A 23,804-nucleotide genomic window follows, 5' to 3' on the forward strand; every position below is an offset into this window, starting at 1 on the left:
GACAATAGATGTTCGGAAGATCAAATCATTTAAAGAACTGCTCGAAATCTGTACAGAAATCGTTTAAGACACTGAATATATTTCTGCCGAAAGTGCTGAAAATACATGGAGCGAAACATCCGGAGTTGATGGAAGTTAAACAGGTAACAGACGAACTGCAGGCCGTATTTGAAGATGGTATGGATACTGGCAGAGCAACGGCCTTATTGGAAAAACTCAGAAGCCTCACAAGAAACTATGCAATTCCATCAGATGCTTGCCCAGCATATAAGAACGTCTATAAGGCTCTGTCGCAGATTGATGCAATATTGTCAGCGGTGTAATGGCCTAAAGCCTTTGCTATTACGATTTTATAAAGTTAAAAAGCAACATCAAATGTACACAATGTCGGTAATATATAAAAATCTCATTAACGTAATCAAAATATAAGTGCTTTTGGTCTTGACAAGCTTTCGGAAATGTTACCTATGGTCTTTTTAGATCTTACCTGACTATGGAAATTTACACCACATTTTAGATATAACCGATATCAGATTTACCATCGTGTAATATTGCAAAAATGTACTCTTATGGCAGCATTTTTCTGTTTAGTAAGATTCTGTCACACAAAAAGCGCGAGTTTGGTGGGTGTATCATCATGTCTGAATAGCAATATCGATTCCCCTTCAGACTTGCAGGTTGGAGGGCTTTCCATGTGCATTCGATATGTTCTAAACATTAGGCGACCGCTGCACAGCAGCGGCCGGGCGTGATGAAGCGGACATCTATTCGCTATACGTTGCTCTAATAGGTAGTCTGTTAAAAAAAGCCTGTGCTGTTCAACGGGTAACTGTGGCCACGAACAGGAACCTATAGGATTCAAAAACTGGATATATAAGTTCATTTTTTTGCAAAAGGCTCATTTGGGTTATGCCCAAGTGGGTCTTTTTGGCCTTGCAAAGGGACATTCAGCCCGCTGTCGCTCCCCACCTACCTCTGTTTCGATTTGCCACAACTCAAAAATCGGAATGGAGGAAAATTTAATGACACAGATTAATTTGCGGGAATATTATCCCGATTTCTATACCACCGACTGCACTATCGAAGTGCCGAATGAAGTCGCGGCGCTCATGGTTTCCTATGAACGGGCCGACGCTGCCTACTACTTACGAAGATACCGGCACAAGGCGTATTACTCTCTGGATTGTGACGACGGCATCGAGAATGACATCCTGTTTGTCTCTTTGTCCCCCTGTGAAATATATGAGCGTAAAGTAACGGTCGCACAGCTCCACGCAGCGATTGCCTCTTTGCCGGACAAGCAGGCCAAACGCGTTTATGCCCATTACATACTCGGTATCAGTCAAGCCGATATTGCACGGGTAGAAGGTGTGGATGCCCGAAATGTACGCAAGTCAATCAGGAAGGGGCTTCGAAACATGGAAATCTTTCTAAAAAATGACCATTAGGTGTATCCTAACAGGCCCCAAAAATGAAAGGGTTTATGAGGGAGATATTATTCCCCTGTTGTAGCTTGAAAATTTAATAAAGGACAAGCCGGATACATACCGCAAGCAACGGCATACAGGAAGCCGGACGGCGGGTGCGCCATGATCTTTCCTTACGCGGGAGAGGGTGATCGGATTTTAGCGTAACGGAAAAGGAGCGAAAAACACCAGCACCGTAAGCAGAGCAGCATCCAATAGATGCAAGGCGGCTCTGCGGCAATCATCTGTATGTAATGAAACTTCCGTTCAGTCACAGTCCGAGCGTGATAAAACCGTCGCAGGCAATGAGAACGGCCCGCCATCATCATGGAGGGAGGTGCAATTCCTATGGTAACAGGTACGCCGCCTGTTCGTCCGGAATGTCTGTAAACATAAAAACAAATCGAGACAAGGGACAGCCGTGCCGTAATTGTTTCGCATTGCCCATGAGGGCAGTGCAAATATGGAAATAGACGGCGCGGCTGTTTTTATTTATACGGAGGCTATAACGATGAAAAACATGAAGTCTGCTGCCTGCAACAGCAATATACCGCCCGGCGTTTCCGGGCGCAATCGTTTAGATAAAACATCTACCTATGAGGTGGACGGCAAGACTTTCGTTGTCGAGCCTGTTTTTCAAACAGAAGGGCATGACACGCTGGGAACTATTTTAATACGACTAATGAGGGCCGACGCAGATCGGCTTTGATGATAAGTGCCAATGCGGCAAGCGTGACAATCGGCGGTCAATATGGTATACCTTACCCTGTAAATACTGCTTATTTGACTGCCGGAAAGGGGGATTTATGAAACGGTCAAATAGGAGAAAAAACCGGGAAGACACAGCCTTTCTTTATGAGCGGCTGTCACGCGATGACAATCTTGAGGGTGAAAGCTATAGCATAAGCAATCAGAAAAAACTTTTAATCAAGGTTGCCAAAGAAAAAGGATATACCAACCTTGTCCACTTCTCGGACGATGGCATTTCCGGTGTCACAATGGAGCGGCCCGGTTTTGTTGCGATGATTCAAGAGCTTGAGGAAGGCCACGCGGCGGCTGTTTTCGTAAAGGATATGTCGCGCTTGGGTAGAAACTACATAGAGGTTGGAAAACTCACGGAGGAATTCCTCCCCGATCACGACATCAGGCTTGTCGCGGTTTCCGACAATGTGGATACCGCCGAGGGAGAAAATGAGCTAACACCGATCCGCAATCTGTTCAACGAGTGGTATGCCCGTGATATCAGCAAAAAACGACGTATCAGCAATAAGATCAAAGGAAATGCCGGGGAACCGATGGGACAGCCTCCTTACGGTTACATCAAGGACCCGGACAATTCAAAACGCTGGATTGTGGATGAGGAAGCCGCTATCGTTGTTCGCCGGATTTATCAGATGACGCTGGACGGCTCTGGGCCGGAGCAGATCGCCGCCGCACTGGAAAAGGATAGCATCCTGACTCCAATATCTTATTGGCAAACACGAGGTGTCAACCGCCCTGGCAAGCATAAAGACGCACCGCCCACGAAATGGAACAGTTCAACTATCACGAAGATTCTTTCCTTACAGGAGTATTGCGGGGACGTTCTCAATTTCAAGACGTACAGCAAATCCTACAAGAATAAGAAGCGAATTGAGAACGACCGTGACAATTGGGTTATCTTTAAGGATGTGCATGATCCGGTCATTGACCGCGCTTCATGGGAAAAAGTACAGCAGAAGCGCGGCAAAATCCGTAAGCGGAAAACCAATGAGGGAGAAACCAATATGTTTTCCGGCTTGCTTGTCTGTGCCGACTGCGGTCACAATCTGCATTACCACTTCAATCAGGGCAACCCGGACATCAAGTATTTCAACTGTTCCAATTACAAAGGTAATCGGGGTACTTGTGCTTCTACCCATTATATCCGTGTCGACTTTCTGGAACAGGTCGTACTGGGAGAAATCCACAGGCTCACAAAATTTGCGAGCAAGTATGAAGATGAATTTGTCAAAGCGGTTATGGGACATTCTCAGCAAACGGTGGAACTTGAGCGGCAGAAAAAGCAAAAAGGATACAATGCTCTGTTGGCCCGCGATAAAGAGATTGACCGACTGTTTGATCGAATGTATGAGGACAATGTGGCCGGGAAAATTTCCGACGAGCGGTTTTCAAAAATGACCAAGCAGTATGAAGATGAGCAGAGCGGATTAGCAGGGCGGATAAAAACGCTGAGGGCCGAGCTTGATAAAGAAAGCCGTCAATCTGTGGGCACGGATATGTTCATTGCCACTGTGCGTAAATATACCAGAGCCAGAAAGCTCACACCGCGTATGCTGAACGAACTGATCGATCACATTGAAGTCCATCAGGCTGAGAAGGTAAACGGCGTATACGTCCAGAAGCTGACTATTCATTATAATTGTATCGGCTCCATTGAAATACCGGATGTTTCATCTCTACAGGAACCGGATGTTCTGATACAGACAAGAAAAGGAGTAGCCGTAAGCTACTCCCAAGCGCAAATGGCAGGATAAGCATATAAAAAGCCGAGTGTTCTTACAGCACTTTCAAATACTATAAGAACACTCGGCATGGTTGCGGAGGCAGGATTTGAACCTACGACCTTCGGGTTATGAGCCCGACGAGCTACCGGACTGCTCCACTCCGCGATATTTATTTGTGCATCTTCTATAAACTCAGCAGTAAGGCCTCGTTTAGAGTGCTTAAATATAATAGCACAGGCACACCTATATGTCAAGGCTTTTTTATAAAAGATTGCGATTCATAGGATAACGGTTCCTCTTTGTTGCTGAATAGTGTAACTCAATCGGCACATGGTCACATAGAAGGAGCTATTCTTTGTTTTCTCCCATGTGCCTGAATTACGCTACGCTTTTTATAGGCCAACAAAACATTCCTATCAAGTATATGTCATTTTCATTTAAATATGAACGGATAAAAGGAAAAGTTCTTCCGGTCCCTCCGAGCCGATGACAAACATTCCCAGGAAAAAGGATTCGGCTGTGATGGGTTCTATCAGTCGGTCCACGCGGCCGGCATGACCGCGTGGACCGATTGTAATCGGTGCCCCACTGGTATTTTCGGGCTATGCAGCGCTTTTTTAGTTAGCGATGATAGTCGCCCGAATCTCTTGTGGGTAATTGCACAAATAGGATCATTTTGTCGGGAACGGTTTCTATAATGTGGCTTCCGTTTCCGCTGTTAATTCTTCATCTAATGGTTTAAGCTTAAATCGGTCAACAAGTTCTTTCAGATTTTGGGACTGCAGAAAAAGTTCCCGGCTGGCCGCGGCGCTCTCCGCAGCTGTTGAAGAATTTGTCTGAACCACACCCGTGATTTGATCCAATCCCATCCGAACCTGATTGATGGCCTCCGACTGGTGGTCCGACGCTTTGGAAATTCGACCGACCGCATCCAAAACGCTCTGCGTGCTGGTGACAACCTTCCGAAGGGCACCGGCAGTTTCATCAGCGATTTTCGCACCGTTTCTCACCTGTTCCAGAGAATTCTCGATGAGCTTGCTTGTATCTTTCGCCGCCTGGGCGCTCTTTCCGGCCAGATTTCTCACTTCATCCGCCACAACGGCGAAGCCTTTTCCGGCCGATCCCGCCCGCGCCGCTTCGACGGCTGCGTTGAGTGCCAAAATGTTGGTCTGAAACGCAATCTCATCGATCGTTTTATTGATCTTCCCAATCTCCAGTGAGGAACCGTTGATCTGGGACATCGCGGCGACCATTTCACCCATGCTTTTGTCGCTCAGCTCCAAATCCGACTGAACGCTCCTGACTTTACTGCCGGCCTCCGCCGCATAGGACGCATTATCTTCCGCGTGTTCCGAGATATCCGAAACGGCGGCTGAAAGTTCTTCAATGGAGCTCGCCTGCTGAGCGGCCCCCTGCGAAAGGATCTGCGAACCGCGCGAGACGCGGCCGGCTCCGGTTGAAACCTGCTCCGAAGCCCGGTTGATCCGGCTCAGAGCGTCGTTCAGCGAAAACACGATGCCCTCATAGGCATTTTTCAGTTCTGCGTAATCTCCGATATATTCCAGACTGGAATCCGCACATAAATTTCCGTCTTTCACCTCATCAAGAAGGTTGGTTATATCCGCTATGTATGCGCGAATCGACTCCGCAGACTGATTGATGGAATCGCCGAGCTGTTTGATTTCCTTGATTGAACTTCCGTTTACCCGGACATCCAGGCTTCCCTTCGCCATCTTCAAAGAAGCACCTGACATTTCATTGACCGGTCTGCTGATCTTTCGGGAAGTGCTGCGGGCAATCAGAAGGGAAAAGACAAGAGAACCCAGGATGATCAGGATCATCAGCAGACTCGTCCTGAACCCTTCTTCCTCAAGCTCCTGCGAAATCTGTTTTCCCGCCGTGCTTTTTTCCGTTAAAAGGGCGGCCGTTGACGCCTGGATCTTCTCCGCGACGGGACCCAACTGATCCGTAAGCAGTTTCTCCGCGCCTGTTTTATCCTTTTTATCGGCAAGGGAAACAATCTGGTCTTTAATCTGATTGAAGCTGTCCAGATTCCCCTTGATATCATTATAATAATAAAGCTCTTCGCTGGTGACCATGCTGCCTTTTACGGCCGCAAAATACATATTGGTTTTGGCAATAGACGTTGCCATCTGATTCAGGGACATCTTTCTCCTGTTTTCATCGCCTGCGTTGATGACATCCCTGATAACGGTCTGACTGTTGTTGAACTCAGTATTGAAAATCCCCACATCACCCTGGGAAAAGCCGTACATCGTCAGCGCTTCGCCATAGCTTTTGTCCATTCTGTTCATTTCAATGAGACCGGATATCCCGGATATCGCGGAGATCAGTACCGCTGCGGTGAAGGTCAGGATTAATCTCTTTCCTATTTTCATATTTTTTAACATGGATCTCTGCATCTCCAAACGTTAAACGCCATTATTTGAACTTTATATCTTGAAAAAGAAAAAATATTGAAAACTGGCACCGTTTTTCGGTGCCAGTTTTGCAGGTGAATTCTTGGGATGCCGCGCAAGGAAATTATTGGAACACATAGCCTTTCGCGTTGTCGGGCGTAACGAGCTCTGTGCCGATGGAAATGGTCGGAGGAGCATCGTTCGCCTTACCCTCAGCGGCTTTTACCGCCCAGTCAACAGCGGTGGTGCCCAGGCTCTTGAATTTCTGTGCGACAGTGGCAGTAATTTTGCCCTCAACTATTTTCTGTACGCATTCGGTAGAGCCGTCGTATCCAATGATCTTAACGTCTTTTCTATTGGCGCCTTCCAGAGCCTGCAGAGCGCCCAGGGCCATCGTATCGTTTTCTGCGTAGACGAGATCGATTTTTGGCTGCGCCTGAATTACGTTCTGCATAACGGAGAACCCGGTCTGGGTGTCAAACTGACCGTTCACCTGCGCAACGACTGCATTTTCAAGCGGACTGCCCTTGATGCCCTGTATAAAGCCTTCATACCTCTGCTTGTCTGCGTCAACACCCGAGGTGCCCCTGAGGATAACGATCTTAGGATCTTTGACATCCTTGAGCAGTTCCACCGCATATTTGCCCGCGTCAACAGCGCCGGTAACATTGTCGGTAACATCCTGGGTCACAAATTTGCACTGGTCCTTCGTGTCGATGACACGGTTGAACCCGACAATCGGGATATTGGCGTCGTTCGCCACCTTGACGGTGTTTATGGCAGAATTGGCGTCATTCGGCAGCAGGCAGATCGCCGCAACCTTTTTGGAAACTAAGTTCTGCACATTCTGGAGTTCGGTGTCAGAGTTGTCCTGGCTGTTAAGGACAGTGGTGGTGTAGCCAAGTTCTTTTGCCTTAGCTTCCATAGCCTCTTTCATCGTAACGAAAACCGGATTGTTCAGGTCGGTAAACACGATGCCGATTTCTTTGGATTCCGATGCCGCGGGAGCCGTACTTGCCGGCGCAGCGCCGGAATTTTCCGCCGGGCTGCTTGCGGAGGGGGATGTGCCGCATCCCGCCGCAACCATCATGAACGCCATTGCGCAGGACAATACGGCGGCCCATCTTTTCTTCATTGTCGATCTTCTCATCATTTTCAATTAACTCCTTCTTATCTTTAATTTTGAATAATGCGCTGAATCAGTGATTATTTTGCCGTTTTGCGCTTGCTGAGCACATCGGCTACAACTGCGAGAAGGATGATAACGCCTTTTACAACCTGTGTCCAGTAAACATCTATATTGAGCAGCACAAGTCCGTTGTTGAGCACGCCGATGATAAACGCGCCGATGAGCGCACCCATAATTTTTCCTTTTCCACCGGTAAGGCTGACTCCGCCGATTACCGCTGCCGCTATGGCGTCCATTTCCGACCCGTTGCCGGCGGTCGGCGTTGCGGAATTGACACGGGAGGCAAGAATCATGCCGGCAATGCTGGCTGTAGCCGCGCAGATCATATAGATCCCCATAATAATTTTAGTGGTGTTGATACCGCTCAGCCGGGCGGCCTCCTTGTTGCCGCCGACCGCATAGACATACCGGCCGAAGCAGGTGTGCTCCAGAACATAATAGGCGATTGCGTAAAACGAAATCATAATGATGACGTTGATCGGGATCGGCCCAAGATATTTCACGCCGATAAAGCTGAAGGTTTCCCCCAACTGCGAAACAGGGTTTCCCTGCGAAACCACCATCGTCATCCCTCGGAAAATAGTCATCATAGCCAGTGTAACAATGAAAGGCTGCAATTCAATTTTGCTGATAAAGAAGCCGGAAACCGCCCCGACCAGGACGCCGATGCCGATGCCTGCGGCAAGCGCGACCACAATATTGCTGCCGAACGGATTGCCGCTGACGAGCAGCATCGCCGTAATCAGCGAAGTAAATGCCGCCACCGAACCCACGGAAATATCGATTCCGCCCGTAAGCAGAATAAAAGTCATTCCAATCACAACGATTCCGTTCACGGAAATCTGCGAAAGGACATTAATCACATTGCTGACCGTCAGAAAAGTTGTCGGGCGCGCGATTCCCAACGCCACACACAGAAGCAGGAAAATAATCAGCGTTCTTGACAGATCGTTGTTCATAAATTTCTTGAATACATTTTCGCGCTTTTCAACAGTTGAAGTGTTTTCCATTATACTCATCCCTTCTCATTTCCGAATGCACACAAGCCGACGGCTTCTTCACTAAGCTCTTCATGGCTGAACTGACCCGTGATGGCGCCATTGTACATTACCAGCACCCTGTCGCTGACTCCCACCACTTCGGGAAGATCGGAAGAGATCATGATAATGGACACCCCTTCTTCCTTCAGCTTGTTCAGAATCTGATAGATACTGACCTTTGCGCCGACATCGACGCCGCGCGTCGGCTCGTCGATGATGAGCACCTTCGGCTTCGTGAGAATATATCTTGCCAGCAGGACCTTCTGCTGATTTCCGCCGCTGAGTTCCCGCACAATTTTCCGTGGTGATTCCGTCTTAATGGAAAGCTCGCGTATGATATTGACAATCCGGCTATTTTCGGTCTTTCTGTCAATTCCCCTGAATTTATTCAGGCATTTTTTCAACACGGAAATACTGGTATTAAACCCAACGTGCATGTCGAGCATCAGTCCGAACTCCTTGCGGCTCTCCGTAATGTAAGCCACGCCGTGCCGGATGGCATCCGTCGGGTTTTTCATCTGGACGCGCTCGCCGTCAACCTCAACTGTGCCGGAGCTTTTGTGGTCGGCCCCCATCACACAGCGTGCAAGCTCGGTTCTTCCCGCCCCTACAAGGCCGTACAGGCCTAATATTTCTCCTTTATGGGCCTCAAAGGAAATATTTTTTAAGAAACTGCCCTGACAGACATTTTCAACCTTCAGCGCAACATCGCCGGGGACGGATTTGGCATACGGATACTGTTCCGTAAGTTTGCGCGCCACCATCATCTGCACAATCTCTTCCTTGGAACGCTCCCCAATGCCGCCGGTATAGATCAGCTGCCCGTCACGGAAAATAGAAATCATGTCGCAGATATATTTCAGCTCGTCAAGCCTGTGCGATATGTAAATAATGGTCTTTCCTTCCTCTTTAAGGCGGTGAATCAGTTTGAAAAGCTGCTCGGTTTCTTTGCCCGTCAGAACCGCGGTCGGCTCATCCATGACAATCAGCTTGGAATCCATCGAAATGACTTTTATAATTTCAACCATCTGCTGCTCGGCAACACTCAGCGTGTTGATTCTTGCCTTTTCATCAAAAGAGATATCAAACGAGCGCAGCAGTTCTTTCGCTTTCCTGTTCGTTTCGTTCCAGTCGATTTTTCCGGCCTTGCCGGTTATCTCTCTGCCCAGAAAGATATTCTCGGCCACCGTCATCTCCGGAATCAGGTTCAGTTCCTGATGAACGACGCCGATTCCGATTTTCTGTGCTTCATGAGGGGTAAGCTGCGTAACTTTTTTGCCTTCAAACTCAAAATATCCCGAAGTCGCAGGACACGCGCCGCTGATGATGTTGACCAGCGTGGATTTGCCTGCTCCGTTTTCACCAATCAGCGCATGAACGGAAGCTTTTTGAATGCCGAGACTGATGTCCTGGAGTGCTACATTTCCCGGAAATACTTTGCAAATATCATAAGTTTGAAGTATGTACTCCACACCCATTCAGGGCTCACCTCTTTCATTTTTATTAATATCAGGAAGAAAAGGGCCGCCGTACCCCGCTAACGCAGAAGCATATCGGGCAACTCAATCACCTCTCCATTTATCTCATATTTTCTGACGGGCCAGTTTCCGGCGGCGGAAAGCACTTCGTGCCTGCCGTCCGAATAAAGGCTCAGCTCCTCCACTTTTGCGCCGGTGACGGTGATAAACCAGTCATATGCTTCTCTGTCGGCAATGCATTTTTTCGGGTCCAGCGAAAAATCCGCCTCGCACACCGGGTATCCGGTGCGTCCGCCGGGGAAATGTCCGCGCCATTCTTCTTCATAACCCCTTTCGGCAAGCATGGATTTCTGCATTTCCAAAATATCGCTCCAGCGTCTGCCGGCCACACAGGAAGCAATGCAGGCCGCTTCAATATCCATTACCGCGCGGTAGGGCTTTTCAATTTCTTCGGGAAGCGTGTCTCCAAAATAAACGCTGCGCGTCACATTTGCATGAAGCCCCTCAAACCGGGCCGCCGGATGCAGCAGCACATACTTTCCGAGCCTGGCGCCCACCGGGCTGGGATGGCGGTATTTCGCGATCCGCTCGTCGGTGCCGACCAGCAGAACGTCACACTGGATGTTTTGGGAGGCAAACTGCCCCAGCAGCATCGCTTCGACTTCGTAGTCGACCATCCCCGGCTGAATCCGATAGGCGGTACGGGTTAAAATTTCATCCACCGTTCTGCCCAGCCACCGCAGCTTGCTGATTTCGTTTTCCGTGAGCGGATAATGCAGCGCATATAGATCGGAAAGGACCTCCCTCGCTCCGTCCGCCGGAACATCCGCCGCCGGCGCACTGCCCGCAAGCGCAAGCGCTTTTTGCATGATGGGACCTTCATACCAGCGAAGCGGCACATATTCCAGCTCAATTCCGGCAAGCTCTTCGTCCAGCAGTCTTTGGCCGTCCATGACCTGGGCAACCAGATAAAGGCGGTCCATCGTAACCACCAAAGCGCCTACGCCCTCCTGTACAGGTACCACAACGCGGTTGTTTCCGCCGCATGAAAGCCAGCTGAAATTGTCCTTGCGGGCAAGCACTACCCCCGTGAGTCCCGAACGCTTCATATATGTACGGACTCTGGATAGTTTCAGCTCCACTTCAGCCCGATCTGGTTGATTCATAATATCACCTATATTTCGTTTTATTTATTTCTTTTTGAAAAATAATGAAAAATCGATCCGGTAATGATATAAATGAAATAATTAATTACATTTTTATTCTAAATTACAATTGATTATTTGTGTGTTTTTCTATAACACCTGTATTATACATCACAAATTTTCATAATTCAATTGATAAATATGAAAAAATGAAAATTATTATTTTGTATATTTTTCACGATAATATGTTTAAACTGTAAAGAGTAGTTGCAATTTTAAAATAAAATGCTATAATCTTAGTAAAAAGTGGTTGTATTTCAATGACCTATTATATGCAGCTGTTTTTGTTTTTCAAATTAAATAGTGAAAATTGAAAAGTGAAGGTGAAAAAATGGACGATAAGCAAATTATCTCCGAAATCAACCGCACCCTTGAGATGGAAGCGGCATCCGTTCTGAAACTGAAAGAAACGCTTAACTGCGGCGCAATGCTCGCGGCGCTCAAAGCGATCGCGGAATGCAAGGGGAAAATTGTAATTTCCGGCTGCGGGACCTCGGCTATGGCCGCAAAAAAAGCGGTGCATTCACTGAACTGTATTGAGTGCCCGGCGCTGTTTCTCACCCCGTCCGACGCCGTGCACGGCGGGCTTGGAGTGCTGCAGAAGGAAGATATCCTTATATTGGTGAGCAAGGGCGGCAACACGGACGAGCTCGTCAGCCTGATTCGCGCCTGCCGCACCAAAGGCGCAATGCTGATTGGCGTAACCGAAAACCCGGAATCCAAAATCGGCCGGGCCGCCGATCTTCTCTTAATGGTAAAGGTTGACCGGGAACCGTGCCGGTTCAACATGCTTGCCACGGCAAGCACCCTTGCGGTGATCGCCGTTTTCGATTCAATCTGCATTGCGCTGATGCAGTACAAAGGATATACGCGCGAACAGTTTGCAGTCATCCATCCGGGAGGGGCCGTGGGCGACCGGCTGCTTGGCAAAACGGACGACCCTATTCAAGAATGACATAGAGAAAGGAACCGGTATTATGGAAGGAAAGATGAAGGCGGCAGTTTTTAAGGACATAGAAAACATCGTTGTTGAAGAACGCGACATCCCCGAATGTCCCCGGGATGGGATGCTTGTCAAAGTCGTGGCCTGCGGAATTTGCGGAGGCGACGTCAGAAATTACCACAACGGGCTCAAAGACGGCATCAAAAACCAGATTATGGGGCATGAAATCGCGGGCGTCGTCGTGGAGACGGACAGCACGGTCACACGGTTCAAACCGGGCGACCGGGTGGCGCTTGCCCCCGACGTAAGCTGCGGCCAGTGCTGGTACTGCAAACGCGGGCTCGTCAACCTGTGCCTTTCGCACCGGATGCTCGGCACGCATTTCCCCGGCGGTTACGCGCAGTATATCGCATTGCCCTCTGATGTAATGCACCGCGGTTTCATTGAAAAAATACCGGACGGGATGAGCTTTGACCACGCGGCTTTCGCCGAAACGGCTTCCGCAGTCATCGCCTGCCAGAAATACAACGATGTTTCGCTGGGGGATACGGTAGTCATCATCGGGGACGGCCCTGTGGGATGCCTTCACATTGAGGTCGCGCGGGCAAGGGGTGCCAAAAAAGTAATTATGGTGGGTATGGATAAGCTGGAACTCGCCGAAAGCTTCGGAGCCGATTATCTTTTTAAGAACACCGACCAGGAGAAAGTGAAAGCTTCCGTACTGGAGCTTACTGACGGAATCGGGGCGGATATTGTAATTTGTGCCGTTCCCTCGGTGGCGGTTCAGGAGCAGGCGCTCGAAATGGTGCGAAAGCGCGGACGGGTTGTCATCTACGGCGGCGTTGCCAAAACGAAACAGACCACGCAGCTGAACTCCAACCTGATTCACTACAACGAAATTATGGTGCTGGGCGCCTTCTCATATCCGGCTACCGGGCTGGCCGACGCGCTGAGCGCCATCCATTCCGGAAAAATACACGCGGAAAAGTACATCAGCGCGCATGTGCCGCTTGAAGGGGTTGTCGGAGGCATGGAACTTGTTTCTTCGGGAAAAGCGCTGAAGGTGATTATTGATCCCTGGTTAAAATAACATTTTGATTATCAATAAAGGTGGTATATAATTATGTATGAAATTGATTCCAAACTGGCAAAACTTCACGAAGAGGGCAGGCCGATCCACGTAGGTCTGATCGGTGCAGGGCAGATGGGCAAGGATATTGTCGCCCAGATCGCAAAAATGAAGGGCATGGAATGCGACGTTGTTGTGGATCTTACCCCCGAAATTGCCAAAGACGCTTATCTTCAATCGGGATACGAGGGCGACATCGTGGAGGTTTCCACGGCCGCGGAAGCTCAGAAGGCGATTGCCGATGGGAAGAAGGTAGTTTCTACAAACTACAGGGTCGCAGTCGAAACCAGCCAGATCCAGAGCGTTATTGACGCAACCGGGTCCCCGGAGATGGGCGCTCACATTACAATGGACTGCATTTTCTTCAAAAAACACATTGTCATGATGAATGTGGAATGCGATATCACAATCGGTCCCATTCTCCGCAAGCTCTGCGAACAGGCCGGCATTGTTTATTCCCTTACCGCCGGCGACGAGCCCGGCTCCATCGTAGAGGTTTACCGCTTCGCAAAGGCGCTCGGCTTTAAAGTCGTCGCGGCCGGAAAAGGAAAGAACAATCCGCTCGACATCTACGCAAACCCCGGCATGAAAGAGTGGCAGGACAAAGCCGCGGCGCGCAACATGAACGCGCGTATGCTGCTTGAGTTCGTGGACGGTTCCAAAACCATGATCGAGATGACCGCCGTTTCCAACGCCACCGGGCTTGTCCCCGACTGCCGCGGAATGCACGGCCCGCACTGCAACGTGGAGGACCTCAAGACCGTGTTCAGCCTGAAATCCCAGGGAGGCATCCTTGACAGGGAGGGCGTGGTCGATTTCGGTATCGGCAACATCAACCCGGGCGTATTTGTCGTAGTCACCACCGACCAGAAGAGGATCGTCGACGGCCTTGTACAGCGCGACATGGGCGAAGGCCCCAACTACCTGCTTTACCGTCCCTATCATCTCTGCTCCATTGAAACGCCCATCACCGCGGCGCAGGCCGTACTTTACGGAGAATCCACCGCGCATCCGATGGACCATCTGGTTTCGGAATGCATCACCATCGCGAAAAAGGATCTCAAAAAGGGCGAAAAGCTCGACGCAATCGGCGAATACTGCTACCGCGGCAGCATCGAGCTTGCGGATGTCGCCCGCAAGGGCAACATGCTCCCGGTCGGTCTGGCCAAAGGCGCGGTGATGAAATGCGACCTGAAGCGCGATGAAGTCATTACCTATGATATGGTTGAGCTGAACAACAATTCCGTGCTTCTGCAGCTCCGCCGCATGCAGGATCAGTTAATGGGGAAATAAAAATTTAATTTATAATACGTCAGGAGGATTTGTATCATGGATCACAAAGTTGTCATCGGATATGCTCCCACGCGCAGAAGAATTTTCAGTGTAGAGGACGCCTTAAAGTACAAAAAGATCATCAGAGACAAACTCAGCGAGCTTGAGATCGAATTCGTGGACATTGAAGACATCAACGAAGAAGGATTGCTCCGCTGCGCCGAAGATGTCGAGCCTGTCATTGAAAAATTCAGGGCGGCTAAAGTTGACGCGCTGTTCATCCCGCACTGCAATTTCGGTTCCGAGCACAGCTGCGGTAAAGTGGCGCGCGCCCTGAACGTCCCCGTCCTTCTCTGGGGTCCCAGGGACGAAGCGCCGCTGGAGGACGGAAGCCGGCTTCGCGACACCCAGTGCGGCCTTTTCGCAACCGGAAAAGTCCTGCGCCGGATGCAGGTTCCTTTCACCTATATTCCCAACTGCAACGTTGACGATCCTCAGTTTGAGGAAGGCGTCAGGAATTTTGTCGCTGCCGCCAATGTGGTAAAGGAATTCCGCAGAGCGCGCATTCTCCAGATTGCAACGCGTCCGACGGATTTCTGGACGATGATTTGCAACGAGGGCGAGCTTCTTGAAAAATTCGGGATTCAGCTTTTCCCGATCACGATGGTGGAATTCACCGAAAGAGTGAAGGAACTCGCGGCGTCAAAGAATGAAGAAGTGGACAAGACGGTTTCCCTGATTCACGAAAAAATGAAGGTCTGCATTCCCGAGGAAGACGTCCGCAAAGTTGCCGCGCTCAAGACGGCCATGAAGCTGTTTGCAGTTGAAAACGGCTGCAACGCGATTGCGATTCAGTGCTGGGATGCCCTGCAGCAGGCCCTGCATATGATGCCCTGCTGCGCGAATGCCCTTCTTACCGAAGAAGGGATTCCCGTAGCCTGCGAAACCGATATTCACGGCGCCGTAACCTCCATCATGACGATGGCCGCCGGCATGGGAAAAACTCCGTCCTTCTTCGTCGACTGGTCCGTCCGCCATCCCAGCAACCCGAACGGCGAACTGCTGCAGCACTGCGGGCCCTGGCCGCTTTCGCTGGCAAAATCCACACCGGTGCTTGGCAGGCCCTTTGCTTTCCCAGAGCACTGCCCGGGCTCCGTATCCGCAGAAATCAAAGGCGGACCGATCTCCCTCTTCCGCTTCGACGGCGACAACGGCGAGTACGGAATGCTCATGGGGAATGCCAAAGGCATCGAGGGGCCGTATACGAACGGAACCTACCTGTGGGTGGAAGTTCCCAACTGGCCGAAAGTGGAATCCATGATCGTCAAAGGCCCGTATGTTCATCACGCCGTGGGCATTCACGGCAATCTGCTGCCGGTCATGCTTGAGGCGCTGACCTACATAAAGGGGGTCCGTCCCGATTTCTACGACGAGGAGCAGGAACGCAAAACAAGAAACTTTTATTTTGAGTAATACCATTCGGAAATATCTCTTTTAAAATATGCCGTCGTCTGGAGGATAAAAAATGAAACTAATGGGTGTTGACGTTGGCACGACCGGCGTGAAAGCCGCAGTATTTGATCTGCAGGGCGATATGCTTGGCTATGGTTTCCATGAATACGACGTGATCTGCAAAAAGAACGGCCTGGCGGAACAGGATGCCGAGCTCGTCTGGAAGTATACGAAAGAAGTCATGGCGGCTGCAGCCAGGCAGTCCGGAGATGATATTGCAGCCATCAGCATTTCAACGCAGGGGGACGCCGTGATTCCGATGGACCGGCAGCGAAACGCACTGGGACATGCGCATCTGGGGATGGACTACCGCGGAACCCGTGAAGCGGCGGACATTTCAGCCCTTCTGGGCGACCGGCATATTTTTGATATCACGGGCATGCGGCCGCATCCCATGAATTCCATGGTAAAAATCATGTGGATTGTGCGCCATCAGAAGGAGCTGTGTGAAAAAGTCTGGAAATTCGTCACCTATTCCGATTTTCTGCTTGCTAAAATGGGAAGTGACGAACCGGTAATGGATCTTACAATGGCCTCCCGCAGCATGGGGTTGGAGCTGAAAACGGAACAATGGTGCCCGGAAATCCTGAACGCAGCCGGAATCGACATTTCATGGCTGAGCCGTCCCGTCGAATCGGGGACCGTGGTCGGAGAGCTGTCCCCCGCGCTTTGCAGCGAGCTCGGCATACGAAAAGGCGCGAAGCTGACGGCCGGAGGCCACGACCAATGCTGCGCGGCGCTGGGAGCCGGAATCGCCGGGGAAAACATGGCGCTTGATTCCCACGGCACCGCGGAAGTCGTATCGACCGCTTTTGGAAAAGAGCAGCTCAGCGACATTATGTACGAAAGCTATTTCCCATGTTACCGGTACGCGGCAAAAGGAATGTATTTCACCTTTGGGCTCAATCACACGGCGGGTATTTTGATGAAATGGTATCGGGATAATCTGGGGCTTCCGGAAGTAGCTCAGGCCGAACAGCTGGGAGAGCGCCCGTTTGAGCAGATAGCCAAAACCGCCACGCCCGGGCCGTCCCCCCTGCTGGCGCTTCCCCACTTTAACGGCAGCGGAACGCCGACCTGTGACACGCAGTCAAAGGGCGCGATTCTGGGGCTGACGATGGCATCCACGCGCTTCGACATCGCAAAGAGCCTGATGGAGGCCACCGCTTTTGAGCTCAGGGGCAACCTCGAGAGGATGGAAAAAACCGGAGTCGGGATCAAGAACCTTCTTTGCGTAGGCGGCGGAGCCCGCTCGGCGATTGATCTGCAGCTGAAAGCGGATATCCTGGGAATTCCGGTCTCAACCCTGAAAATCCGGGAGGCGGCCTGTCTGGGAGCCTCTTTCCTGGCGGGAATGGGGGTCGGGGCGTACGACGGTCCTACAGACGCCGTCAGCCGTGTCCAATCGGATAAAACATACGATCCCGACAAAAAGAACCACGCAAGGTATCATGACAAGTATCAAATTTATACCGGACTTTACAAATTATTAAAAGATTTAAATCATAAACAGGAATGCTGGTGATAAAATGTTAGATCTCGTGCCTTACATTAATGACCCGAATTCGCTCATCTCGCATAAATGCCTTGTGAAAATCAACGCGGTTTACAAATCCCTCAAATCGGCGGAAATAAAAGCTGTTGACTTCATGCTTACCCATCCTCTGGAGTTTGCCAACAACACCATCGTCGATCTGGCCGCACAGGCGGGGTGCAGCGAGGCTACGATTGTCCGGGTTGCCCGTAAACTCGGATTCAGCGGATATGTGGAGCTGAAGGGATCGCTGCTGCGAACAAAAAATGACAGCGACGTGCTCTATGAAGCGATTTCTTCAGAAGACAATGAAATGGATGTCGTCCGCAAAGTATTTCAGACCTCCATTCAGGCTGTTTCCGATACATTGAACATCATTGACATTTCCCACTACGAACAGGCCGTCGGAGCCCTGCAAAAAGCCGGCAAGGTTCTCTTTATCGGAGCGGGAGACGCGTCGACGGTCGCGATGACGGGTTACTATAAATTCAGCAGGATGGGCATCAACGCCATATTCTCACAGGACTACGATATTCAGCTGATTTCCGCTTCCCAGCTCAATAAAGGGGACGTCGTAATAGCAATCTCGCATTCCGGGCAGACAAAAACGGTGATCAATGTTGTCCGCGCAGCGAAAGGAGAAGGCGCAACCATCATCAGCATTACTAATTTCCCGATGTCGACACTGGCAAAGCTGTCCAACATTTCTCTGATCACCGCAGCCTATGTCAAAAACGTTATCGGAGAAATCATGACAAAACGTATTCCCGCGCTCTGCATTATCGAAAGTCTTTATATCAGTCTGGCCCGTAAAATGGATATGGCCATTGCGGTTGCGATGGAAAAATCCAACGAAATTCTCACCACCAATAAAATTTAATTTTATTCATGGATTTTTAGGAACGGGCTCCCAGCCTCTGCCTTGATATGGCGATTGTTGCAATAATCCAGATAGTCCACGGGTTCGGATCTGAGTGGCTGAACTCCGGATTGAAGGAGTCCGTGGAAGTGCCAATAAAAACAAAAGTCCGCACCCTCACTGCGGCATAAGGGTACAGACCTTGATACGGATCCGAAAAACGTGCTAAAAAGGCATTCACAAGTCATCATTAGGATATGCTCCTTTTATGACGCAAGGCGATTTCTCTGTTTACTGACAGTTTTTCGCCTGTGGATGCTTTTTTGTTATCCACGGGGAGAATGATATATATGGCAGAAGATTTGACAGCCCGCACTGCAGATTGGTTCCAACTTCCCATAAACTATGGTATACTCTTCTTACAATTACCTGGAAAGAGGAAACCGCTATGCCGGAGAAAATAAAATTGCCGTCTATCCTGTTGGCGGCCATCCTCACCGTACTTGCGATGATGGCGCTGGTTCGCCCGCCGGAAACTCCCGAAGCTGTCACAATTGCGGAACAAAACGGTGTATACGGCCTATCCGGCATTGCGGACCTGGATAAGACTCCGGTTCTCCTTGCGTCGGAAAACTATTACCCCAATACCTATTTGTCACCGGAAAACGCCGACGCGGGCGTTCCCGAAAGGATCAGCCGCTACCAGGAAATCGAGGCGGATTATCTGTCCCAGCGCTTCGTCCTATTGCTGCCGGATAACGGCAATACCTATACGCTCACCTTCAAGCTGTCCGGCCGCCACGCGATGCGCGTCTACGTCAACGGCAGGCTGTCCGGACAGACCGGCGCCCTCGGAACCACAAAACAGGATACGGAGGTCTGGGAAAACAATATCACCGTTCACGCTTCCGCCGTGAACGGCAGAATGGATATCATCCTTCACAGCGCCCAGTTTTATCACGCCCGCGGCGGCGCGGGTCTGGCGGCGCTCACCGTACAAAGCAGCAGCCTTGACAAACCGCGCTTTACCGATTCCGAAGCCGGATTTTTCGTGGGAGGGGCACTGGTGTGCGCGGCGATACTGCTGCTGAGCGTATACTTGTTTCTCTCACGCACAAAGGCGACCCTTTACTTCGCCGCCGCATGTCTGGTCATGGCTCTGCGGGAGTTCATCCAGAGCCAGGCATGGATCTATTTCCCCGTAAACGGCAACCTTGTCTTTATGCTCGAATATATGAGCGTGGTGCTGCTGACTGTCTTTCTGTGTCTCTATCTGCGGCAATACGCATCCACCCGCCCACTGCGGGCGATGTGTTACGCGGCGGTCGCCGGTTCGCTGGCATACGGCCTGCTGCTCCTGCTGGCCGATTCCGTCGTCTACACGCGCCTGCTGATTATCTACCAGCTTCTGCTCATCGCCGTGATCGTTCCCGGCATCGCCGGCCTGTTCCGAACGATGCGAAAGCCGGACAGGGAGCAGTCCGCCATGCTATACGGCACCGCCGTGTTTTATCTTGCGGCGCTGGCCGATATCCTCATGTCAAGCCACCTGTTTGGCAGCGGGCACGGCAGGGTCACCGTTTCGGAACCGGCTATGCTGGTTTTTGTGGTGGCGCAGACGGTATCCCTGTTTCTGATGAACAACCGGGTGCTGGCGGAGTCCAAAGAATCGGAGCGGAAGCTGGCCGCGGAAAAGACCGCGCTGGAGAGCCTTGACCGGATGAAAACGGAGTTTTTGGGCAATGTTTCCCACGAGCTGAAAACGCCTCTGACCGTCATGTCCGGCTATGCGCAGACCTCTAAACAGCTGACGGAGCAGATGTCCGTACCCCAGGCGGACGAGGTATCCCGCCGGATGACCCTGATCTCCTCCGAAGCGGAGCGGCTCTCGCTGATGGTGGGCCAGATCCTGGACGTGACCCGCATGGAGGAAGGGCGTATGGTGATGGAGCCGGTGCGCTGTCATCTGGATGAGATCATTCATGCCGCAGTGAAAACCCATTATCCCATGCTCAACAAAAATCAAAACCGTCTGAAAATCCGGATTGAACCGGGACTTCCCGGCATTTGCGCCGATCCCGCGCGAATTTCACAGGTGATCGTCAACCTGATCTCCAACGCGGTCCGCTTTACCGCCGGGGGGGAAATCACCATCTCTGCCGAGCGCCGGGAAGAACAGATTCTTGTCTGTGTTTCGGACACCGGTACCGGCATCGCTCCGGAGCGGCTTCCCCACCTGTTTGAGCGCTACGGGGGAAAACAAAAATCCGGCGGCGGTCAGGACACCGGCACCGGACTTGGATTATATATCTGCAGGCATATTGTGGAGCAGCACGGCGGAACCATTTGGCTGGAAAGCGAAGAAGGCAAAGGCACCTCCGTTTTCTTCACCCTGCCGTATTGTAAAGCTAATACCGCACCTTGCTGAAAATGTACTCGCTTTTCCCTGTGCTGACCAGCTCAAACCAGCCGTTTTCGTCCAGCTTCAGCTTTTTTCTGAGATTCGCCACATGGGTCTTGATGGTTCCGGCGGCGCCGAGCGACATCTCCCCCCATGCCCGGCGGTAAATCTCGTCAAAGCTCAGCCGCTGCCCGGCGAAAATGGCAAAGCAGCCCAGAAGCTGCAGTTCCTTCAGCGTAAGGGGAATACGCTCCCCATCCAGCACGGCCTCCCCCGCAAGAAAATCGACCGTCAGAGGCGGCAGCTCAATTTTACCAGCCGACAGCACGCCGTTTCTGCGAAGCTGCGCCGCCACATGGGCGCTCAGCACATTTAAATCATAAGGCTTAGTGACGTAATCGTCCCCGCCCTGTAAAAGTCCCTTTACCACGCTCTCATTTTCGTTCCTGCACGTCAGGAAGATGATGGGGGCGTTTGTTTTTTGCCGCAGCTCCGCGCAGAAGTCGAAGCCGGAGCCGTCCGGCATCATCACATCCAGCAAAATCAGGTCGGGGGCGTGCTCCTCCAGAAAAAAGCGCGCCTTGGCGAGCGTGGGGGCGCAGACGATCTCATAGCCCTTCCCCTCAAAATATTCCCGGTTGATTTCCAGCACGTCGGCTTCGTCCTCTATCAGTAAAAGCTTTGCTTTTTTCATCGTTTCACCCCCGCGGTTAACATGAGTCTACCATATTTTATGTAAAAAAGAAATACCGCAGACTTTTTTTCACAAAACAGATAAGATTTCTTCATCTTTCACACAAGGGGGGATTTTTCCGCTGCGCTTAAAACGCCGGAAGAGAAGATAAAGCCGACGGAAACGAGGTTAAGGTCTCCATTTAAAACCGCCGCATCAAAAAGGATCAGTACAGTTTATCTCCCCGGTACGCAGACAGCGTGCCGGGGAGATTTGGTTTCCATTCCGACGGTCCTTAACGAAAGCGGGTTTCAAACTCCTGAAGCAGCCGGGGGCGGAAATCCGGATGGGCAATTCCGATCAGGGCCTTTGCCCGGTCACGCAGGGTTTTCCACCTCAGCTGGGCGATCCCGTATTCGGTTACAACATAATCGACATCATTTCGGGACGTGGTCACCGCAGCTCCCTTGTCAAGGAAAGGAATGATTTTTGAAAATTTTCCATGAGCCGCCGTCGACGGCATCGCCATAATCGTCCGTCCGCCCCGGCTCATGTTCGCGCCGCGTACAAAATCCACCTGGCCGCCGACGCCGCTGATTTGCTTCAACCCCACCGAGCTGGATACAACCTGTCCCATCAAATCCACCTGCACGCAGGAATTGATGGAAACCAGATTGTCGTTCCGGCAGATCACGCGCGGATCGTTGACATAATCCACCGGATACATGGCCACCGCCGGATTGTTGTCCACATAATCGTATAAACGTCTTGTGCCCATCAGGAACGCGGCAACACTTTTTCCGGGATTCACATTTTTGCGTCGGTTCGTGATCACGCCAGCTTCTACCAAGTCGACGACGCCGTCCGAAAACATTTCCGAATGAATCCCAAGATCCTTTTTATCCTTCAGACACATCAGTACCGCGTCCGGGATCGCGCCGATCCCCAACTGCAGGGTGTCGCCGTCGCGGACAAGAGACGCGCAGTTCCTGCCGATCGCCATCTCCACCTCCGTCAGCTTCGGCGGCGCCAGCTCAATAAGGGGCGCGTCCGCTTCGACAATATAGTCGATATCCTCAACAGAAATAAAGCTGTCCCCCAACGTACGCGGCATCTGCGGGTTAACCTGGGCAATCACCGTTTTGGCGCATTCCGCCGCCGGTTTGGTATAATCGACGGAGATGCCGAAGCTGCAATAGCCGTGCTCATCGGGCGGAGATACATGGATCAGCGCAACATCCGGCCACAATTCCGTTCTGAGCCACTGCGGAATCTCCGAAAAGAAAACGGGGGTGAACTCCGCGCGTCCTTCCGCAACGGCCTGCCTTGTGCTGTTCCCTACAAACAGACTGTTATGGTGGAAATTTTTCGAAAATTCGGGTTTGCAGTATTCTGCCGCGCCCATCGCCACCATATGGATCATTTCTACGTTTTCATACTGCGAGGCGTTTTTTACCATTTCGTCGATCAGCACGGTCGGTTCCCCTGTGGCATGGGCAACGACAACCCGGTCCCCTGATTTGATTTGCCGGACGGCCTGATCGGCGGCCGTCAGCTTTTGTTGATATAACTCCTGCCAATACATTCTGAACCACTCTCCGATTATTTCGTAAGTATTTGGATCAAGAAGGAACGAAGCTTTTCGTAGTCCTGCTCCCGCGTCAGGATCACCTTTCCGTATCGCCCCCGAAGGGCGGCGTGCCCGGCACATTGAGAGGAACAGCCGCAAATAACCACAACCAGGTCCACTTCCCCTTCTTCATCGGCGTTGACGATAGGAAGGCCATAGAATTCCTTCCGCATTCTGGAAACGATTTGCGCCCTGTCATAGTGCGGATTGCATCCGCCGCAATACTTGATTCCTATTTTCATGACTTTTCAGATCGATTTCCCTGTTTCATCATCCGAAAAGCTGTTTTCATCAATTCGTCGCTGACATCCGTCGCAAGGATCACACGGCGGATCTCGGGGAAAGCGGCCCTGAGCTCCTGCTCAATCAAATCCTGATTGGTGAGGACCGCGCCGGGGCAATTGCTGCATTGCCCCAGCATACGGACCTTCAAAATTCCGTCCTGATAATCCGTAACCTCCACTCCTCCGCCGTGCTTCAGCAGAATCGGCCGGATGCGGCTGTTCAGAAAATCCTCTATCAGATCAATGGTAACCTTTTGCAACGGCGGTTCCTTCTTTCAAAACA

The 23,804-nt window shown here is 51.1% G+C and carries 20 protein-coding genes and 1 tRNA gene; 11 read left to right on the forward strand and 10 right to left on the reverse strand.

What is annotated here, in order from left to right; all coding sequences use genetic code 11:
- Positions 1-8: 8 nt before the first annotated feature.
- The 4 genes from ACQGQ5_RS09895 (at position 9) to ACQGQ5_RS09910 (ending at position 3,982) form a co-directional block, all read left to right on the forward strand.
- Positions 9-323, forward strand: a complete 315-nt coding sequence (locus ACQGQ5_RS09895) for a hypothetical protein (RefSeq protein WP_266161638.1) — start codon at positions 9-11, stop codon at positions 321-323.
- Positions 324-1,022: 699 nt separating this feature from the next.
- Positions 1,023-1,448, forward strand: coding sequence for a sigma-70 family RNA polymerase sigma factor (locus ACQGQ5_RS09900; RefSeq protein ID WP_195464742.1), 426 nt, complete (start codon positions 1,023-1,025; stop codon positions 1,446-1,448).
- A gap of 529 nt (positions 1,449-1,977) precedes the next feature.
- The gene (locus ACQGQ5_RS09905) at positions 1,978-2,175 is read left to right on the forward strand and encodes a hypothetical protein (RefSeq protein ID WP_326975363.1); all 198 of its coding nucleotides are present in this window, start codon (positions 1,978-1,980) and stop codon (positions 2,173-2,175) included.
- Between the two features lie 97 nt (positions 2,176-2,272).
- The gene (locus ACQGQ5_RS09910) at positions 2,273-3,982 is read left to right on the forward strand and encodes a recombinase family protein (RefSeq protein ID WP_326975362.1); all 1,710 of its coding nucleotides are present in this window, start codon (positions 2,273-2,275) and stop codon (positions 3,980-3,982) included.
- Positions 3,983-4,040: 58 nt separating this feature from the next.
- On the opposite strand, the gene ACQGQ5_RS09915 is transcribed toward ACQGQ5_RS09910, so the two are convergent.
- The 6 genes from ACQGQ5_RS09915 to ACQGQ5_RS09940 form a co-directional block, all read right to left on the reverse strand.
- A tRNA-Met gene (locus ACQGQ5_RS09915) sits at positions 4,041-4,117 on the reverse strand.
- 527 nt (positions 4,118-4,644) lie between these two features.
- Complete coding sequence (locus tag ACQGQ5_RS09920) at positions 4,645-6,375, reverse strand: methyl-accepting chemotaxis protein (protein ID WP_455736420.1); 1,731 nt, start codon at positions 6,373-6,375, stop codon at positions 4,645-4,647.
- A 121-nt stretch (positions 6,376-6,496) separates the two neighbouring features.
- Positions 6,497-7,525 (reverse strand): sugar ABC transporter substrate-binding protein, encoded by a 1,029-nt coding sequence (locus ACQGQ5_RS09925; RefSeq protein WP_455736345.1) that lies wholly within the window; start codon positions 7,523-7,525, stop codon positions 6,497-6,499.
- A 53-nt stretch (positions 7,526-7,578) separates the two neighbouring features.
- Positions 7,579-8,520, reverse strand: a complete 942-nt coding sequence (locus ACQGQ5_RS09930; RefSeq protein ID WP_455736421.1) for an ABC transporter permease — start codon at positions 8,518-8,520, stop codon at positions 7,579-7,581.
- A gap of 56 nt (positions 8,521-8,576) precedes the next feature.
- Positions 8,577-10,079 carry a sugar ABC transporter ATP-binding protein gene (locus tag ACQGQ5_RS09935; protein WP_455736346.1) on the reverse strand — a complete coding sequence of 501 codons (1,503 nt, stop codon included), beginning with the start codon at positions 10,077-10,079 and terminating at the stop codon, positions 8,577-8,579.
- Positions 10,080-10,138: 59 nt separating this feature from the next.
- Positions 10,139-11,245 (reverse strand): M24 family metallopeptidase, encoded by a 1,107-nt coding sequence (locus ACQGQ5_RS09940; RefSeq protein ID WP_455736347.1) that lies wholly within the window; start codon positions 11,243-11,245, stop codon positions 10,139-10,141.
- Between the two features lie 370 nt (positions 11,246-11,615).
- Between ACQGQ5_RS09940 and ACQGQ5_RS09945 the strand changes: the two genes are divergently transcribed.
- The 7 genes from ACQGQ5_RS09945 (at position 11,616) to ACQGQ5_RS09975 (ending at position 20,961) form a co-directional block, all read left to right on the forward strand.
- Complete coding sequence (locus ACQGQ5_RS09945) at positions 11,616-12,239, forward strand: KpsF/GutQ family sugar-phosphate isomerase (RefSeq protein ID WP_275713505.1); 624 nt, start codon at positions 11,616-11,618, stop codon at positions 12,237-12,239.
- A gap of 22 nt (positions 12,240-12,261) precedes the next feature.
- The gene (locus ACQGQ5_RS09950; RefSeq protein WP_455736348.1) at positions 12,262-13,317 is read left to right on the forward strand and encodes an alcohol dehydrogenase catalytic domain-containing protein; all 1,056 of its coding nucleotides are present in this window, start codon (positions 12,262-12,264) and stop codon (positions 13,315-13,317) included.
- Between the two features lie 33 nt (positions 13,318-13,350).
- The gene (locus tag ACQGQ5_RS09955; protein WP_275713501.1) at positions 13,351-14,649 is read left to right on the forward strand and encodes an NAD(P)H-dependent oxidoreductase; all 1,299 of its coding nucleotides are present in this window, start codon (positions 13,351-13,353) and stop codon (positions 14,647-14,649) included.
- A 36-nt stretch (positions 14,650-14,685) separates the two neighbouring features.
- Positions 14,686-16,101: an L-fucose/L-arabinose isomerase family protein gene (locus tag ACQGQ5_RS09960; RefSeq protein WP_455736349.1), complete on the forward strand. Its 1,416-nt coding sequence runs from the start codon at positions 14,686-14,688 to the stop codon at positions 16,099-16,101.
- A gap of 52 nt (positions 16,102-16,153) precedes the next feature.
- A complete protein-coding gene (locus tag ACQGQ5_RS09965) occupies positions 16,154-17,665 on the forward strand; it encodes an FGGY-family carbohydrate kinase (RefSeq protein WP_455736350.1) in 1,512 nt (503 codons plus the stop codon).
- A 4-nt stretch (positions 17,666-17,669) separates the two neighbouring features.
- Positions 17,670-18,554: a MurR/RpiR family transcriptional regulator gene (locus ACQGQ5_RS09970; RefSeq protein WP_455736351.1), complete on the forward strand. Its 885-nt coding sequence runs from the start codon at positions 17,670-17,672 to the stop codon at positions 18,552-18,554.
- A gap of 427 nt (positions 18,555-18,981) precedes the next feature.
- On the forward strand, positions 18,982-20,961 hold the full coding sequence (locus tag ACQGQ5_RS09975; RefSeq protein WP_455736352.1) for a sensor histidine kinase: 1,980 nt from the start codon (positions 18,982-18,984) through the stop codon (positions 20,959-20,961).
- Here ACQGQ5_RS09975 and ACQGQ5_RS09980 read toward each other — a convergent pair.
- From ACQGQ5_RS09980 to ACQGQ5_RS09995, 4 genes are all read right to left on the reverse strand, one after another.
- Positions 20,942-21,628, reverse strand: a complete 687-nt coding sequence (locus ACQGQ5_RS09980) for a response regulator transcription factor (RefSeq protein ID WP_455736353.1) — start codon at positions 21,626-21,628, stop codon at positions 20,942-20,944. The two genes, ACQGQ5_RS09975 and ACQGQ5_RS09980, sit on opposite strands and share 20 nt — an antisense overlap.
- A gap of 274 nt (positions 21,629-21,902) precedes the next feature.
- Positions 21,903-23,192 carry an acetyl-CoA hydrolase/transferase family protein gene (locus ACQGQ5_RS09985; RefSeq protein WP_455736354.1) on the reverse strand — a complete coding sequence of 430 codons (1,290 nt, stop codon included), beginning with the start codon at positions 23,190-23,192 and terminating at the stop codon, positions 21,903-21,905.
- Between the two features lie 17 nt (positions 23,193-23,209).
- On the reverse strand, positions 23,210-23,479 hold the full coding sequence (locus ACQGQ5_RS09990; protein ID WP_455736355.1) for a hypothetical protein: 270 nt from the start codon (positions 23,477-23,479) through the stop codon (positions 23,210-23,212).
- Positions 23,476-23,781, reverse strand: coding sequence for a NifU family protein (locus ACQGQ5_RS09995; protein ID WP_455736356.1), 306 nt, complete (start codon positions 23,779-23,781; stop codon positions 23,476-23,478). The genes ACQGQ5_RS09990 and ACQGQ5_RS09995 overlap by 4 nt, the downstream gene beginning before the upstream one ends.
- Positions 23,782-23,804: the final 23 nt, after the last annotated feature.

This window comes from Caproiciproducens sp., assembly GCF_053840905.1.

Coding starts and splice junctions, on each gene's coding strand:
- ACQGQ5_RS09980 (WP_455736353.1), bottom strand. CDS start 21,628: ATGAAAAAAGCAAAGCTTTTACTGATAGAGGACGAAGCCGACGTGCTG.
- ACQGQ5_RS09955 (WP_275713501.1), top strand. CDS start 13,351: ATGTATGAAATTGATTCCAAACTGGCAAAACTTCACGAAGAGGGCAGG.
- ACQGQ5_RS09940 (WP_455736347.1), bottom strand. CDS start 11,245: ATGAATCAACCAGATCGGGCTGAAGTGGAGCTGAAACTATCCAGAGTC.
- ACQGQ5_RS09985 (WP_455736354.1), bottom strand. CDS start 23,192: ATGTATTGGCAGGAGTTATATCAACAAAAGCTGACGGCCGCCGATCAG.
- ACQGQ5_RS09970 (WP_455736351.1), top strand. CDS start 17,670: ATGTTAGATCTCGTGCCTTACATTAATGACCCGAATTCGCTCATCTCG.
- ACQGQ5_RS09920 (WP_455736420.1), bottom strand. CDS start 6,375: ATGCAGAGATCCATGTTAAAAAATATGAAAATAGGAAAGAGATTAATC.
- ACQGQ5_RS09910 (WP_326975362.1), top strand. CDS start 2,273: ATGAAACGGTCAAATAGGAGAAAAAACCGGGAAGACACAGCCTTTCTT.
- ACQGQ5_RS09900 (WP_195464742.1), top strand. CDS start 1,023: ATGACACAGATTAATTTGCGGGAATATTATCCCGATTTCTATACCACC.
- ACQGQ5_RS09975 (WP_455736352.1), top strand. CDS start 18,982: ATGCCGGAGAAAATAAAATTGCCGTCTATCCTGTTGGCGGCCATCCTC.
- ACQGQ5_RS09930 (WP_455736421.1), bottom strand. CDS start 8,520: ATGAACAACGATCTGTCAAGAACGCTGATTATTTTCCTGCTTCTGTGT.
- ACQGQ5_RS09965 (WP_455736350.1), top strand. CDS start 16,154: ATGAAACTAATGGGTGTTGACGTTGGCACGACCGGCGTGAAAGCCGCA.
- ACQGQ5_RS09935 (WP_455736346.1), bottom strand. CDS start 10,079: ATGGGTGTGGAGTACATACTTCAAACTTATGATATTTGCAAAGTATTT.
- ACQGQ5_RS09950 (WP_455736348.1), top strand. CDS start 12,262: ATGGAAGGAAAGATGAAGGCGGCAGTTTTTAAGGACATAGAAAACATC.
- ACQGQ5_RS09990 (WP_455736355.1), bottom strand. CDS start 23,479: ATGAAAATAGGAATCAAGTATTGCGGCGGATGCAATCCGCACTATGAC.
- ACQGQ5_RS09895 (WP_266161638.1), top strand. CDS start 9: ATGTTCGGAAGATCAAATCATTTAAAGAACTGCTCGAAATCTGTACAG.
- ACQGQ5_RS09945 (WP_275713505.1), top strand. CDS start 11,616: ATGGACGATAAGCAAATTATCTCCGAAATCAACCGCACCCTTGAGATG.
- ACQGQ5_RS09960 (WP_455736349.1), top strand. CDS start 14,686: ATGGATCACAAAGTTGTCATCGGATATGCTCCCACGCGCAGAAGAATT.
- ACQGQ5_RS09905 (WP_326975363.1), top strand. CDS start 1,978: ATGAAAAACATGAAGTCTGCTGCCTGCAACAGCAATATACCGCCCGGC.
- ACQGQ5_RS09925 (WP_455736345.1), bottom strand. CDS start 7,525: ATGATGAGAAGATCGACAATGAAGAAAAGATGGGCCGCCGTATTGTCC.